Source organism: Kordia jejudonensis (assembly GCF_001005315.1).
Taxonomy (GTDB): domain Bacteria; phylum Bacteroidota; class Bacteroidia; order Flavobacteriales; family Flavobacteriaceae; genus Kordia; species Kordia jejudonensis.
In genome coordinates this window covers 26,550-42,991 of record NZ_LBMG01000047.1, presented here as the reverse complement: position 1 = coordinate 42,991, position 16,442 = coordinate 26,550, and the positions used below count along the sequence as shown (strand labels likewise).

General features: G+C 33.6%; 13 protein-coding genes. 4 read left to right on the top strand and 9 right to left on the bottom strand.

Going from position 1 to position 16,442, the window contains the following annotated elements; all coding sequences use genetic code 11:
- Positions 1 to 304: 304 nt before the first annotated feature.
- The 4 genes from AA089_RS18670 to AA089_RS18655 all read right to left on the bottom strand — a co-directional run bounded on the left by AA089_RS18670 (position 305) and on the right by AA089_RS18655 (position 3,615).
- Complete coding sequence (locus AA089_RS18670; protein WP_046758510.1) at positions 305 to 589, bottom strand: hypothetical protein; 285 nt, start codon at positions 587 to 589, stop codon at positions 305 to 307.
- Between the two features lie 70 nt (positions 590 to 659).
- The gene (locus AA089_RS18665; RefSeq protein WP_046758509.1) at positions 660 to 935 is read right to left on the bottom strand and encodes a hypothetical protein; all 276 of its coding nucleotides are present in this window, start codon (positions 933 to 935) and stop codon (positions 660 to 662) included.
- Between the two features lie 95 nt (positions 936 to 1,030).
- Entirely contained in the window at positions 1,031 to 2,713 is a 1,683-nt protein-coding gene (locus AA089_RS18660) for a helix-turn-helix domain-containing protein (RefSeq protein ID WP_046758508.1), read from the bottom strand.
- 200 nt (positions 2,714 to 2,913) lie between these two features.
- A complete protein-coding gene (locus AA089_RS18655) occupies positions 2,914 to 3,615 on the bottom strand; it encodes a Bax inhibitor-1/YccA family protein (protein WP_046758517.1) in 702 nt (233 codons plus the stop codon).
- Positions 3,616 to 4,098: 483 nt separating this feature from the next.
- Between AA089_RS18655 and msrB the strand changes: the two genes are divergently transcribed.
- Positions 4,099 to 4,542, top strand: coding sequence for a peptide-methionine (R)-S-oxide reductase MsrB (gene msrB, locus AA089_RS18650; RefSeq protein ID WP_046758507.1), 444 nt, complete (start codon positions 4,099 to 4,101; stop codon positions 4,540 to 4,542).
- Between the two features lie 285 nt (positions 4,543 to 4,827).
- Here msrB and AA089_RS18645 read toward each other — a convergent pair whose 3' ends face one another.
- Positions 4,828 to 6,693 carry a sensor histidine kinase gene (locus AA089_RS18645; RefSeq protein WP_046758506.1) on the bottom strand — a complete coding sequence of 622 codons (1,866 nt, stop codon included), beginning with the start codon at positions 6,691 to 6,693 and terminating at the stop codon, positions 4,828 to 4,830.
- Positions 6,693 to 7,361, bottom strand: a complete 669-nt coding sequence (locus tag AA089_RS18640; protein ID WP_046758505.1) for a hypothetical protein — start codon at positions 7,359 to 7,361, stop codon at positions 6,693 to 6,695. The genes AA089_RS18645 and AA089_RS18640 overlap by 1 nt, the downstream gene beginning before the upstream one ends.
- Positions 7,362 to 7,483: 122 nt before the next feature.
- Between AA089_RS18640 and AA089_RS18635 the strand changes: the two genes are divergently transcribed.
- A complete protein-coding gene (locus AA089_RS18635) occupies positions 7,484 to 8,617 on the top strand; it encodes a caspase family protein (protein WP_046758504.1) in 1,134 nt (377 codons plus the stop codon).
- Between the two features lie 361 nt (positions 8,618 to 8,978).
- Here the strand turns inward: AA089_RS18635 and bshA are convergent, their stop codons facing one another.
- From bshA to AA089_RS23895, 3 genes are all read right to left on the bottom strand, one after another.
- Positions 8,979 to 10,106: an N-acetyl-alpha-D-glucosaminyl L-malate synthase BshA gene (gene bshA, locus AA089_RS18630; RefSeq protein ID WP_046758503.1), complete on the bottom strand. Its 1,128-nt coding sequence runs from the start codon at positions 10,104 to 10,106 to the stop codon at positions 8,979 to 8,981.
- 11 nt (positions 10,107 to 10,117) lie between these two features.
- Entirely contained in the window at positions 10,118 to 13,036 is a 2,919-nt protein-coding gene (locus AA089_RS18625) for a glycoside hydrolase family 3 N-terminal domain-containing protein (protein ID WP_046758502.1), read from the bottom strand.
- Between the two features lie 362 nt (positions 13,037 to 13,398).
- Positions 13,399 to 14,982, bottom strand: a complete 1,584-nt coding sequence (locus tag AA089_RS23895) for a tetratricopeptide repeat protein (RefSeq protein WP_082113331.1) — start codon at positions 14,980 to 14,982, stop codon at positions 13,399 to 13,401.
- 178 nt (positions 14,983 to 15,160) lie between these two features.
- On the opposite strand from AA089_RS23895, the gene AA089_RS18615 reads away from it, so the two are divergent.
- Positions 15,161 to 15,415, top strand: a complete 255-nt coding sequence (locus AA089_RS18615) for a class I lanthipeptide (RefSeq protein ID WP_156169126.1) — start codon at positions 15,161 to 15,163, stop codon at positions 15,413 to 15,415.
- A gap of 168 nt (positions 15,416 to 15,583) precedes the next feature.
- Complete coding sequence (locus AA089_RS18610; RefSeq protein ID WP_046758500.1) at positions 15,584 to 16,345, top strand: nucleotidyltransferase domain-containing protein; 762 nt, start codon at positions 15,584 to 15,586, stop codon at positions 16,343 to 16,345.
- The last annotated feature ends 97 nt before the right edge of the window (positions 16,346 to 16,442 follow it).

Here is a 16,442-nt window from a genome sequence, read left to right as displayed (position 1 = left end):
AAAGTGGTCAACACATATCAGGGACGTACATATTTCCAATTTAAAATTCAACATATAGCATTCAACATTTTAATTTCGTTATTCGTTATTCGTTATTCGTTATTCGTTATTCAAAAATACTTTTACATTTAATATGTTACATTTTTAATTTGTTCTTTGTGGAATTGTGGAGTTAGTTGTTTGCTTATTTCTCAATACTCACTTCTCAATACTCAATACTAACTTCACACTTCAAACTACTAAAAACAAAAAAAGCATTGACACATGAACACGTATCAATACTTTTTTTATATGTAAGCTTATTTTATCTAAAAATGATATTTCCGTTTTTGGGTCTGCAACTTTCATATTCGGTAGGTGGTTGGGTGCTTGTTACTCCTCCATTGGTACTACAATCCGTAAAGTTTTGAGAGATGCATTGTAAAATGTTTGTTGGACAGTTTGTGGCATCTATTGTATTGGGAAGTCCAACATTGTTGTCCACTTGTGTTCCAAGAGTCTCCGTACCTCCTTTTGTACTGTGTAGCAGTGATAAATTGGAAATTCGGCTGGTATGCAATACTAGATTTTTTAGGTGCTTTTTTTTCATAATGATGTTGTTTAAAATTGAGTTAATTATAAAACATGAATATTTTGAGGAGATACTATATTGCTACTTCCTATCCACCAATACTATTTATATGACAGCCTTCGTACTCCGTTGGTGGTTCCGTTCTGTACGATCCGCCATTGGTACCACAGTTTTCTGGAATTTCAGACGGAGCTTCAGATGTTGTATTTGAACAATCGATAACGATTGATATGGTTCCTGGATTTGTTTCGCTAGCCGTTTCTGTGTCTGTTGTAAATATACCTCCTACTTTTTGATGCAATAACGCCAAGTTGGAAATTTTATAAGTGTGCAATTTTAATGATTTTAGCTTCTTTTTTTTCATACTAATTTTATATTAAATGTTAATGACCATGAAACAACAACATATAGCGCTAAAATAAAAGTTTGTGTATTGATGCTTTATGAATCATCAACATTTTAGGGTTCTTTTTTAAGGTTTTTCACATATTGAGAAGGATAAATTCCTGTGTATGCTTTAAAAGCTTTTGAAAATGTTTCTTGTCGTTTGAACCCAAATTCTTCTGCAATGGCTTGAATTGTGTATGATTGTATGGTTGTATCATTCTTAATTGTTACCAATGCCGTATTGATGCGTAATTCTGTGATGTAGGTCGTAAACGATTTTCCTTTGTATCGATTGATCGTTTTAGATAAGTAAGAAGTATTTGTCCCTAGTTGTTCTGCCATATATCCCAAACTACATTCTTGCTGTAAAAAGTATTCCTGTTTTTCAAACTCATTGATTTTCTCTAATAAGATTTTCATTTGATCGTCCGATACGTTTTGCTTCTTTACAACCGTTTTCTTTTCATCTTTTTGTTGTTCTAAGGTGTTGACTTTTTGTAATAGTATTTTGAACTTTTCTCGGGTGCGTTTTTCACGAATTCTATAATAAACAATACTACTTATAAATAATATCAATAACGCCAAGGAAGCAATGATAAAAGTATTCCGATTGCTGGTTTCTTTGGTAAGTTCTTTTCCCAATGTATCAATTTCTGATTGCAATGGAACTATGTCTACCAATTCATGGGTTTGATTGTTTATTTTTAAATCTTCTTCACTTTGTTTTTTCTCCAAGGCGGCATATTTTTTAAAGTGAAGAAATGATTTTTCCGCATTTCCGAGTTTATTGTAACCTAAAGCCAAATATTCGTGTAGTTCTTTTTCATTGACATCAACCTGTTCGGAAACGTTGATGCTGTCAATTGCTTTTTCAAGATATTGAATCGATTGTTGATAGCTTTGTTGTTTGTAAGCACTTTTACCCAAATAGAATAAAGTCGTTAGGTATAAGCTGGTTTTATGATTGGTTTCTGCGTATGTTTTTACGTCGTTTGTAATTGATTCACAAGCATCGTAGACTTCATTTTGATAGTGAATAATTGCGCTATTCATGAGTATTGGGTAATACATCCAAGCAGGTTGTTTGTCTGGACATAGTTCCAATGCGCTGTTATTGTATAGGGCAGCTTGCTCGGTATTTTTTAACCATAAATACGCATCTGCAATATTCATGAGCGCTGACAACTTGTAAATCTTTGTATTCTCGTCATTGGGAACTGTTTCAAGCTTTTGTAGAATTTCTTTGTTCAATGCTATAGCTTCCTGAAAATCTTTATGTACTTTTTTGATGAAGGCAATTCTAGACAATACAGGCAATTCATAAATTGGATTTTGTAGCATTTTTGCATATTCCATCGATTTTAAAAACCATACAAGTGCTGTGGAATCGTCTCCTAAGTCAGAATGGATACTGGCTTTTAAAAAATAGCTATTATACGCGGTAACCGTGTCGCGGAGTAATACACTTTTTGAAATTGCAATTTCTACTTCCGTGAGTGCTTTTTTATACGCTCCTAATCGGCTGTTCGACTTAGCAATATAATAATATGCCGTTGTCAATTGTTTTTGATTATTTTTAATCGTAGCAACTTCTTTAGCTTCCTGTATGTATGTCAACGCTTTGGAAGTGTCTTTGTACTGATATTTTTTATAGAGAGATAGTAATTCGTCATATGATTTTTCTGCGGAAGCATCTGTTTGACACACGGCAATACTAACAAAACACGAAAGAAAAAGGATCAATATTGATTTCATGAATAGATTCTTTTTAAGAAACGCATTAAATATACAGTTTTCATTAGAACACATCTACTTGAACGTTTGTTTTTCATAGTATTAAAACAATTGACTATTGTAATATCCCTTTCATAAAGATTTTTTTTTGGAAAAGGATGCATAAAAAAACCGCTTTACATGGTTGCAAAACGGTTTTAAATATATTATTTGTTGTATGATTATTCGCTTAAAAACATACTTACAATGTACCAGAATAGTAACATTAACGAAGCAAACAATCCTAAAGATGCTGCTACGTATTGATCTTCTTCATACTTATGAATCATGTTTGAAGTTTGATATAGTATAGAAGCTGCCGCTAATACGACCATTCCAGCGCAAAACCAGAATCCTAAGTGAATACCACCAATATAGGCTGCTAAAATAAGTCCGATAGCAATAAAACCGCCAATAGTAATAATTGATTTTAAGAATGAAAAGTCTTTTTTGGTAATGAATCCTACGACAGAAATTCCCGTAAATAAAGATAATGTTATTATAGCCGCTTGCCATAATACATTTTGGGTCGTTGCTTCTGAGTATTGAATTGCAATGTAAATTAAGGGTACAAATATCAAGGCTTCAAAAACCACATAGACGAACAATGCTAGGTATTGCGTGCTTTTGTCTTTAGATGTTGCTGCCATTCGTTCCACGAAGTTACTTGCAAACATGAATCCTCCTAAAACTAGTAACCATGCCCAACTTTGTATAAGCTGTATTCCTAGATTTACAATAAAATCTACTTGCAGTAATAAATATTCTACGACAATAAAAAGTAAAATTGCGAACGCTAGGTTGGTATATGTCTTTTTGTAAAAAGCTACTCTGCTGTCCTGATTTAAAGCACTTACAGGAACTGCTGGTTTAAATTCTTCCATGTGTTTTCGGTTTTTAATAAATTCAAATGTACTACTTAGTTTTTGTTTTTGCAATTTATATGTGGGTGTTTGGTTTTGGGCATTGGGCATTGGGTGTCTGGTCTTGGGTCTTGGGTTTTTGGGTTTTGGGTCTTTGTTTAGTTGAAATTGATCGTTTTACTTTTACATTTTTTATTTAGCATTTTACATTTATGATTAAAATTTGGGTCTTTGTTCTTTGTTCTTTGTTCTTTGTTCTTTGTTCTTTGTTCTTTGTTTAGTTGAAACTAATCTTTTTACATTCAACATTTATAATTTAAAATTTAAAATTCGGGTCTTGGGTCTTGGGTCTTGGGTCTTAGGTCTTGGCTCTTGGCTCTTTGTTCTTTGTGTAGTTGAAGCTGATCGTTTTACATTCAACATTCAACAATCAAATACATCATAAACGCAATTGCGACGTTAACGACATTCTCCGTATCTTTACAGAAAGAAATATAAAGAAATATGCTTACTTGGAAAGATATTATACATTATGCCACACACGGAAATAAAAAACCTGATACACGTGTAGAAAAAACTGAAGAAGAATGGATTGCACAGTTAACACCTGAACAATACCGAATTACACGTTTAAAAGGTACCGAACGTGCGTTTTCTGGCGAACATTGCAGTCGCTACGATCCTGGAGTGTACGCATGTGTCTGTTGCAATACTCCTTTGTTTGATTCGAATTTGAAGTTTAATTCAAGTAGCGGATGGCCAAGTTTTACAGAACCTGTGAAAGATAATGTCATCGATTACATCAAAGATACATCTTACGGAATGGTGCGCGTAGAAGTGACTTGTAGTACCTGTGATGCCCATTTAGGACACGTATTTCCTGACGGACCAGAGCCAAGTGGTTTGCGTTTTTGTATCAATTCGGAATCGTTGGTGTTGGAGGAATAGAAGACTGGACGTCTTAGATCTTTAGACGCACGTAAGTTTTTGATTATTAGATTTTGTCAATACTCTTGTGACATAAATCATTCGAACTAACACTTTAATGAGTTGTTGATTTGTTTATTTGTCAATTTATTATTCAATAGGTATAATAAGCATGGATTCCTGCCTACGCAGGAATGACAAAAGTGTATATGATAACCAAAGCGAAGCGAGCAAAAAGTAAAACGAGCAAAAAGCAAAGCGACCCAAGAGAGATTCCCGCCTTCGCGAGAACAGGCCCAAAAACAACTACCTAGGAATCTCAATAATAATGGAAGTTCCTTTGTTTTTGTAACTGTCAAAATTCATCGTGCCATGTATGGACTCAATTCTCTTTTTTATATTTCGAATGCCCAAGCCTTTGTCTTTTAAGAATACTTCTTCCGATATGCCAATGCCATTGTCTTCAACGATGATGGAAATCGTTGTTTTGTGTACTGTAATAGAAACATTCGCGGCTTTCGCTTTGGCATGCTTGATGATATTTGCCATTAGTTCTTGAATGATTCTGAATATAAAGATTTCCTTTGAAGCTTCTAGGCGCTGATCCAAGCCAAAATGTTGCAACTCAATTTGGATGCCATTGATTCCATTGTTGTTTTTAATGAGATTTTCAATGGCAGGTAATAGTGCTTTTTTTGCCATAATGCCACTGTTCTTCTGATATGCCATCGAATATACTTCATCATAGGCATTGTCCAATAGATTTTTAGTTTTGACAAATAGTTCTTCAACTTTTTTCTTGTCTTCACTTTCTAAACGTTCTGTAAGGTGTTCAAACTGCATTTTTGCCGCTGACAACAGTGCACAAACATTGTCGTGTAAATCGCTGGCAATGGCTTCTCGTTCTTTTTCTTGCCCTAAAATCATGGCATCAATAGCGGCGAGTTCTTGCTCTTTTTGGACTTTTTCAAGCTTCTGCCCTTCTATTTCCAATTGTTGTGCTATGATTCGTTGTTTGCGTTTTGTGTTTCTATAGTATAAGAAAACAATAATCCCACCAAGACTTAGCATGACAATCAATATGATAATGGCAAGCGATTGTTGTTTTGTTTTTTGATCTGAAATGACAAGCTTTCGTTGTTCTTCTTCTATTTCTGATCGCAATTGAAAATTTGTCAAACTAACTTCACTAACGCCAGATTTATTTTTTAAATCATTTGCTGCTAACAAGTCGCGGTACGCTTTTTCTGCATCTCCCAAACCTTCATAAAGTTTTGATCCATAATTTCTTATATGCATCCAACTTTTTATTGAATCGGATATATCGATATACTCTTTAGCCGTTTCTAAGTACTTAAGTCCTTCTGCAAATTTCTTTTCATTATGACTGATGGAAACTAAGTGAATGTAGGTTCTGAAAAATAAATATTTGTTTGTGGGAACTTGTTTTGTTTCCTTTAAAACCTTTAGATGATACGGTTTTGCTTTTGCTATCAATTTTTCGTTTTCGAGATAACTAGCTTTTATTGAATAGAAAATGACGTAAAAATTATGTCCTTTTTTTAACAAATTTGTGGCTTTTTCTAAGTCATTTATCAACACGTGTACTCTTCGTTCTTTTGGAAATACGTTTTCCAGCTTAAAATATGTACAATACCATAAGTACCAACAAGTTTCAATAGTAGTGTCTGCCAGTTTGCCAAATTCGTTTAGATAGGGTTCAAATTGATCTTGTGTTAATGAATATTGAAAGTGAAAAAACTCAAGCATGCCGTACAAACATAACTTTTGAAGTGATTCATTTTGAACCTGCTTTGAAGTATTGTATGCTTTAAAAAAGTATTTATAAGAATCTACCCTATTCGGATTGTGATACAATTCATCAAATCCTTTATGAAGCATTGCTATACAATAGACTACTGACTCTGACGCTTCTAATGTAGTTGTATATGGTGTATATATTTCTTCTTGTCCTGCATAATAAAGTGTATTTGCAAGCGATTGAAATTCTTGTACGAGTTGAGGATCATCAAAGTTTGAAGCAAAAGCATATGCTGACTTGTATTCTAAATTGAACACTTCGTCAACATATGTTTTGATAATTTTTTGATCTTGTCCAATTGCTGTTTGTATACAACACCAAAACACAAGAAATACCATGTTTTTATGCATTAAAATATAATTTTACTATACCCTTTTGGACATACGGCTCCTGGGGATCTTTTAATAGGTTCTGCACTATTCATTGCTATAATATTTCCGTTTACATCTAATAATTGACCTTGTGAATTTACAGTTGGATTTAATTTTTCTGCACTTCTATATTGTTTATGTTCTCCATCAAATTTATGAGGTGCTCTTAATCCATCACGATAATAAAACTCTGTATCAAAAACTCCCTTATCTCCAAAATTAATTCCTCTATTAGCTAAAGATACTAGTTTCCTATCAATTTCAAGATAGATACTTTTTTTATCAGTTTCTTTAAGATTGTAAGTAGGATTTATATCTAGCTTTATAGTATCGTTTGTATGTAAAGCTTTTATTTCTACATCAAAAGAAAGTACTCTAATAGTTTTGAAGCCAAATGGGACATCATAAATACTTGCATATTCCCTGGTGTAGTTCAATTTAACATTTACTAGGCCCAAATCAATTGCTCCTTTATAATTGAATATCTTAAACTCAACGTGCATTAACATATTAGTTGTTGAATCAAAATCGAATCTCCCATATATTTGAAAAAATGTCCCATATAAAACGCTTGAATATATAGTTTGCCAGCGTATTTTTGATTCGGGCTTAAAAGTAACTGTACTCGAAATACTTAATTCGTTCATAATATTTATTTTTTTGTTTGTAGTAACAAATATATGTTTGACAATATTTCAATAAAATCCTCTTTAATGGGTATTTTTTATATTGGATAGCTTCCATAGTTTTGATTAAAAATATTATTATAATGAAAAAAGCTATTTTATTATCTGTAGAATCTTATGGTAGTCAGCCTATCAGTCATCACTTAGAAGGTTGCCATAATGATACCCGTGAATGGGAAAAAGTTCTAATTGATTTTCAATTCGAAACCAATATAAAAAGGGATTTAACGGTATTTCAAGCATTAAATGAAGTAAGAACATTCATAAAAGAACTAAATGACAACAATGTAGATACTGGTGTCATTGTATTTTCAGGGCATGGATTTTCTCTCGCTGGGGAAGAAGGATTGATATTCTCTGACAAGGAAATATATGATTATCATATTTTGGGAGAACTAAAACGTTTAAACGAATCAACAAAAATGACAATTATATTAGATAGTTGTTATGCTGCAGGTGTACCGTACGCAACTAGACCATATATGCAACTTCTAGGCTATTCAGAAGAAATGACTAAAAAATTACCTGATGAAAACATTTTGCTTCCTTATCATTTATATAAAAAAGTTGCTGATTACAATATTACAAAAGCAAGAGAATCCAAAGCTCAAATATTAGATGCCATTATTGTTTATTCTCCAAAAGAACATCTTACATCATTAGGATATATAGACGAATCGATAAGAGAATTATCAGACGAAAAGACTCTATTGCCTTATCTTGCGTACGAAGAAATTGTAAATTTCCATACAATAAATATACAAAGGAAAAGTTCAGAAATTATTAACGTTGTTAAAGAGGTGCAAAAATCATCATTAGGAGTTATTGGTAATACAAGTTATTTTTCTCCAACTATAAAGTCACCGACTTTATTATCTCAAGAAAAAATGCAGATTGATAAAAATCGTATTCAAGAGAAATTTAAAGAAATAAAAGATATTACAGATGAAAATTCAAATATTACTTTTATGTTGGCTGTTGAAGATGCATCATATCAAGCATATGAAAGACTTTTTGAAGATGGAAATCATTATGGCATTTTCAGTTATTATACAACAAAAGCTATAATGAAAAAGAAAGATAGTACGTATAAAGAAATTGTTGAAATAGTAAATAAAACTATTAGTGATAATGAATTATTTGATACTACTAAAAAGCAACGCATATTAGTTTATCCATATGATGAAAACTCTTTGAACCGCAAACTATTCACATAAATCACCTTCCAAAAACTTTAAAACCTCAATCACAAAAGCCTATAAGATGATTGAGGTTTTGTGTATATTTTAGTTTTAAGTTGATACATCAAAGTTTATATTTCCAAAAAGCGAAGGTGGATTCCTGCTTACGCAGGAATGACAAAAGTGTATATAATAACCTAAGCGAAGCGACCCAAAAGCGAAGCGACCCAAAAGCGAAGCGACCCAAAAGCGAAGCGACCCAAAAGAGAAGCGACCCAAAAGAGAAGCGACCCAAAAGAGAAGCGACCCAAAAGAGAAGCGACCCAAAAGAGAAGCGACCCAAAAACAACCTCAAATCATTTAATTTTTGAATCTTTAAATTGAGCGAAGCGAAAAATTACGCCATTTCAAAAGCCTTCTGATAGATAAACTCATACACAGGCACAATTTTATTGATGTCAAACTGTAATGCTTGCTCCTTTGCTCCTTTTTTAAATTTTTCTAATTCAGCAGCGTCTTTTAGAATTTTTAATGCGTTTTGCGACATGTCTTGCACGTCTCCCACATCACTTAAGTATCCCGAAACGCCATGCACATTTACTTCTGGAATTCCTCCCGTATTGCTCGATATAACTGGAACTGATGAAATCATTGCTTCCAAAGCCGCCAAACCAAAACTTTCCGTTTCTGATGGCAATAAAAATAAATCAGAGAAACACAAAATTTTATCAATTTCGTTACTATTTCCAAAGAAGATGACTTTGTTCGAAATTCCTAATTCTTCACACAGCAATTCTGCGGATTCTTTTTCTGGTCCTTCTCCAACCATCATTAACTTTGCAGGAATTTCTTTTTGTATTTCATTAAAAATTTTAACCACATCACTGATTCGTTTTACTTGTCTAAAGTTACTGATATGCGTGACGATTTTCTCGTTTTCAGTGGCCATCAAACTTCGTTGACAGTCCGTAAAACCATGATCGTATTTTGAAGCATCTATAAAATTGGGTACTACATCTATTTCACGTTTGATATCGAATAAACGAAGTGTATCTTGCTTTAAGCTTTCAGAAACTGAGGTTACCACATCCGATTTGTTAATGCTAAACGTTACTGCCGATTTGTAAAACGGATGACTTCCCACAAGGGTAATGTCGGTTCCGTGCAACGTAGTTACCATAGGAATCGTAATGCCTTCTTCTGCCAACATTTTTTTTGCCATATATCCTGCATACGCATGCGGAATGGCATAATGTACGTGTAACAATTCTATTCCATATAGTTTTACCATATCAACTAACTTACTTGATAGTGCCAATTCATATGGTTGGTAATGAAATAATGGATATTCGGGTACAAATACTTCGTGAAAGTGAATGTTTTCGCCTAATAATGCCAAACGAACAGGCTGTTTGTAGGTAATAAAATGTACTTCGTGTCCTCGATTTGCTAAGGCAATTCCGAGTTCGGTAGCTACTACACCACTACCGCCAAATGTTGGATAACATACTATGGCTATTTTCAAATCAGTTAGGTTTACTCTTCAATAGCTTCGTATATGAGCTTTTGAATTTTGGTTCGTATATCAGTTTTTATAAGTTTTCTATTCGACATGGTCGGATAGGTTCTGTTGGATAGGAATACATATACTATTTCTTCGTCAGGATCTGCCCATGTGTACGTTCCTGTAAATCCTGAGTGTCCAAAACTTGTCATGGAAACACAACCACAAGTTGGTCCGACATCGCCGAGTTGCGGTTTGTCAAAACCTACGCCACGTCTGTTGTCATCAGCACAAAAATAACAGGTGTTGAACTTCGCTATCGTACTTGGATCAAAATATTTCTGATCGCCATAAGTTCCACCTTGTAAGTACATTTGCATCATTTTGGCAACATCATTGGCATTGCTAAACAATCCTGCATGTCCTCCTATTCCACCTTGCATAGCAGCGCCCATGTCATGAACGTAACCTTGCAATTTTTGATTTCTGTAATAGTCGTCTTCTTCCGACGGAACTATCATCCACTTTCCAAATTTTTCTAACGGATTGTACGTCGTGTAATGCGCACCCAACGATTTGTAGAAAAAATGTTGTGTAAGTTTGTTTAAATCCGATTTGTATTCGCCCTCTAAATAGTCTTTTAAGATGTAATATGGCAAGTCACTGTATTTGTAGCGATGCCTTTGTAGCAAATCACTATCAATAATACGTTGCATGATAGAATCTTTGTATTCTACATTCATAAACATATTGTTTGCCACTTTTATCGAATATTCTTTCGTTAGCGAATCACTGTACCATTTAGGTGACGGTTTTTTGGTAACACTATCCAAAGTATTTACATAGAAAGGAATCCAAGGTTTTAAACGTCCATAATGCGACAATACTTCTATGATGGAAAGTGTATCTTTGTTTGTGCCTTTGAATTTGGGTAGTATCTCTGCTAATTCCGTTTGTAATGTAATTTTTTTGTCTTCTTCCAATTTCATGACCAATGGCAACGTAGCGAGTATTTTAGTCATAGACGCTACATCATAGATATCTCGATCTTTTACACGGCGTTTTCGATTGTAAGTATGATAACCAAAATTTTTATTGTAGATGATTTTTCCTCTGCGCGCGACTAAAAGTTGTACACCTGGCGCCATTTTCTGAGAAACAACCAATTGGGCTAACGAATCAATTCTTTGTAATTTTTGCGAACTGATGCCAACCGATTCTGGTAAATCATATCCCAAACGTGGTAACACAGTCGTTTCAATGCCTGTTCCTACTGAAAATTCTTCCTTGATTGATACAGGCAATTTTCCCTGTGCTTTCAACGCTCCAAAAATAATTTGTGCCGAAATTTCCTGTGCTTCGTCACTGTTTTGATACGAAACTAAAATATTGTCAATATTGGTAAAGCTTTTGACTTGTAATAGACTGTATGGACTTGTAAATACATCTAAAATAACCGTATTGGTACGCGCAATTTCTTGCAACCAAACAATTTCTTTGTCTGTAAATTTGTAGCCTTTCCAAGGATTTGCATTCGATTTGTGAAAACCGACAATTACCGTAGTATATGGTTTTAATTTTGTGATTAAATCTGCTAAGTTTTTACCTTTTACAGATCGTACAGACGTATATTTTCGCAAGGTGTTTACAAACGTACTTCCATCTGCATCGCCCATAGATACATATGCAACTTTTTGTGTTTCTAAATTTTTGAGTGGTAATAAACTATCGGTAACTTTTACTGCTGTGATGGCATGTTTCAAAGCGTTTCTATGCAAAATATCATCTGCTACTGTGTGCAAATCTGCCACTAATGAATCTACCTTTATCGGTTCAAAAGTTTTGAGATTGTGTGTGTATTTAGCGCGTAATATATTTTTTACCGAATATGCCAATCGTTCTTCTGAAAGCGTTCCTAGTAATAATGCTTCTTCAAACGAAGCGACCGCTTTTGGCACATCTTGCGACATCAATAATACATCATTTCCTGCCAAGAATGCTTCTAATTCCACACTTACAATTGTAGAATCTTTCGCTACGCCAGCCATATTTAACGCATCTGTAAATACCAAACCATTATAGCCCATTTCGTGTCGAAGCTTTTTTGTCACAATATTATATGATAACGAAGCAGGTAATCCGTCATTGGCTTCCATACTTGGCACATTGAGATGCGCTACCATAATGCTTCCAATGTTGTCAGAAATGAGTTTTTTATATGGAAAAAGTTCAATACTATCAATTCGTTGTGCCGAAAACGCTACTGTTGGTAAGGTTTTGTGCGAATCGGAATCCGTATCGCCATGACCTGGAAAATGCTTTGCACACGCAATAACGCCTTCTTGTTGCATTCCACGTGTAAATGCTGCCGCTTTGTTGGCAACATTGATATAATCTTCTCCGTACGAGCGATTTCCAATAATCGGATTGTTTGGATTCGTATTTACATCTACTACAGGCGCAAAGTTGATATGTACGCCCAAGCGTTTGCAATGTGCGCCAACGCGTTTGCCAATTTGTTCAATAATAGAGTCGTTTTGAATCGCGCCAAGCGTCATATTCCAAGGATATTTGTAGGTTGAGTCGAGTCGCATCCCTAAATCCCATTCGGCGTCCATAGCGACCAAAAGTGGAATTTTAGCTAGTTTCTGATATGCGTTTGTCAGTTTCGCTTGTTTCGTTGGTGTTCCTTGAAAAAACGTTAATCCTCCAACATGATATTCCGTAATCATTTCTTTTACTTCGTTGACGTGCACCGAATCTTTATTGGAATATGCTGCAATATTAAACAGTTGACCAATGCGTTCTTTTGGCGTCATATTGTTGTACACACTATCAATCCATTGTTCTTGTACGGTGTAGTTTTGTGTATAAAACGGATGTTGCTGTTGTGCGCTTATTATAAATAGGGAAACGATTAAAACAATCGCTATCGTATAGTATTTCTTCATAGGGTAAAATCACGTTCATTGATATGGAGTTCCCAAACAACACCTTGCTACGCGGTGTTCTTCGGTCAGGCTATTCACTGTATCTTTTTGCTTGTTCTCGATACAAATTTGCGCTGCAAATTCACTCGAACTGACGCAAAAAGGATGCCGTTTCTATCCTTAACTCGAATATAGATTAAATGTACAGACTTTCTCGCATACAAAAAAGAGTTGATTGGATTTAAAAGATTAAAAAAGGAAAGATTGAATGATTTTAACATTCGTTAACAATTGTGTGTCGTGGATTTAGTTGTTGTTAGTTGTGTGTCATGGATTTGTTTTTTATGAAGGCGTATCAACTTAACAAACCACACATGCACAAATTAACGATACGGAATTTTAGATTGTGTAACGCTAACGTCTTTGTTGCCTTCTCTGGCGAGCATGGTTTTGTACCAAGCTACCCAATAACTTGCATTTTCAGCCTTTGGGCCAACCGTTACATTCCGAATACTTTTCAAGATACTATTTTGCACTTCAATATAGGTAGTTGGAGGCTCTAGGTTATTATCCCATTCTATTAATGGATAATCATCTTTTAACAATTCGTAATAACGAACTTCACGTTCTCCTTTATAAATAGCATTCTTAAATAAGTATTGAATTTCTACTACAGGTTCTAAGGCTTCTTCGTTTTCAATTTCTTCATTATCAATTAAAGGTTCTAATAAATTTTTAAGTTCATCAAGTTTCTTTTTTAAATCTTCCCTTACTACTCCATCTAACAAAATATTTTTATTATCATCTACATAAGCAATTCTATAAAGTTTACGTATATTTTTTTTACTATCGGAAGTTTCGCTACTGTTGTCATTGACTTCATTCTGCGTGTAAATATCTGTTAAAGCTTTCGTTTCCAAACAAAAAGAAAGACCTTTTCCATCAAGTCCATAAGCTCTCCATAACGGTAAAGCATTGTTATTATGACTTTCTACAAAACTTCCTATGAAGCCTGACAATCCTTTTCGTTCAATATCAGGCATGTTTAGAAAACTATACAATGTTTTTCCTTCTGTTGGGTCATTTACTAAGTTTGAATGTGAAAAGCGCAATTTACTTCCGTTACACAAAGCTCTAAACACCTCTATTTTAGTGTAATGACAGACTTGTTCTTCTTTATATTCTAGAAGTTCTTTAATGTCTTCAATAACCTGCGCAATTTCAGAACGTTTTTGATTTTGTTCATTTTTCTTTTGTTCCTCTAGTTCGGTTTCTGCTATTTCAATCCAATATTCTAAATCTTCTTTATAATCAGGTTCTAGTTCAATAGCTTTTTTATAGTCTTTAATTGCGTTATCGTATTCTTCTAATCTATAAAAAGTAAGTCCTCTATTATTATACGCTTTTACATAATTTTTATCTAAAACTATAGCCTTATCATACCATTCTAATGCTTTGTCATACTCTTTTAAATTACCATAAGTATTTCCTTTGTTATAATATACATGCAAATATTCTGAATCTAATGCTAGAGCTTTATCATACCATTCTAATGCTTTATCATATTCTTTTAAAGTATGATAAACAATACCTTTTCCATTATAAGCATGAACATATTCAGAATCTAATTCAATAGCTTTATCATAACATTGTAATTCTTCATCATAATCTATTAATTCATTATAAACATATCCCTTTATAGTAAAATAAAAATATTGCTCTTTTTCGGTTTCAATCAACGAACCACATTTTTTTAAAACTTCTTCATAATCTCCCTTAGATTCTGCTAACAACTGTAACATAAAAGCATATGGATTATTCAACTTATCATGCTCAATAATTGGTTGTACTAACTCAATTGCCTTGTCAAATTCATTGATTTTAATACATTTTTCTGCCTTTGTGCTTATTCTTTCAATCTCACTATACTTCATACCTACTTTTTTAATGGGAACTAAATGTATCATTTTTCCTTCTTAAATAAAAGTATTGTTCATGCAAAATGTAAGCTATTCAAATCATTGTATATACTAAATAAACACCTTTTTTGAATGACCTAAATCCTTTAATTTCGGGTAGCTTGTGTTTTTAATACCAATATTTATGCGTTGCTTCGTATCATTATTAACATAAAAATAAATTAAAATGAAAAAGAAATTCTCACGTTCATTATCGTTGAACAAAAAGTCAGTAGCTTCATTAGTAAACAATGCCAGTAACCGTATTATTGGAGGAAACAATAATGATACACGTAATGATACCATTTGTGAAACTTGTGAAATTAACTGTATTCCCGAAACCGAGTATCCTACATGCGGAGACACATGTCATACCGATTGTAATTGTACTGGAAGCTTTTGCTACTCAGATGGAGATCGAGGTTGGGGTTATTGCTCTTAAAAGAGTGCTAATTGCAAATAGAATAGACGCAATAAACCGTTGCGTCTATTTTTTATAATTATGAAAACAATCATCGTATATGCTGTAAAGGCTTTAAGAAGTTAGCTACGAATGTTAATTATGTGCTGTTATGAATTACAAATATTATTTACTGTTTTGAAAACGACCATGATTCCAAAAAAAGTACACGAAACAATTACTAATTTTGTTGCGAAACAGACTAAAGAAAGTACTGTGATTGGTATTTTTTTAGTCGGTAGTTATGCGACAGGTCAGTTTACGGAAACTTCAGATATTGATCTTAAAATTATCCTTAGTCCGTGTGTTCAAAAAAGAGTGAAAGGTGTTGAAATTAGCAATGGTTTTCATATTTCATATACAAGTTATTCTGTAATGGATGCGTATAATCATTTTTACACACAATTACGTACATATTCAAAGTTTCAAGCACGTATGCTCTCACAAGGAAAGATTTTGCATGATGCTACAGGAGAAATGAAACATTTGCAAAATGAAGCCACACTTGTAATGCAGCTCGATTTTATTCCACAAGCCAATACAACATTGCAATTGGAAGCGTATAATCTATGGAAATATAAAGATGCGTTGACACACACGTTTTTGAAACGATTTACTTTAAAAGAATTTCATGTGTTTTTGGATAAAATACTGATTTTGTATGCAAAACTTTTGGGTATAGAATGTGTGTTTCAGTATCCCTTTTTTAAGATGGAACAGTATATTTCTGATGCAACTTTTAGAGCCGCGTACGATATTCCTGAATTTCCAGATAAAGTATTTTTAAAAGCTTTCCAAAAAGGAATTACACAGACCACTAAAACGGATATAGCACATACAGTAATTTACCTTTTTGGTAGTATTGAAGCCAAGTTAGACATGAATTTTGAAGAATTTGAGATTGCTAATTAGTGAATTTATTTTTAACCATTATATCTAAATTTCCATAAATAGAAGTTTAGTCGTTCACTTGTGTTGAACAAAAAACGGTTGCTTCCTCAGCGAGCGA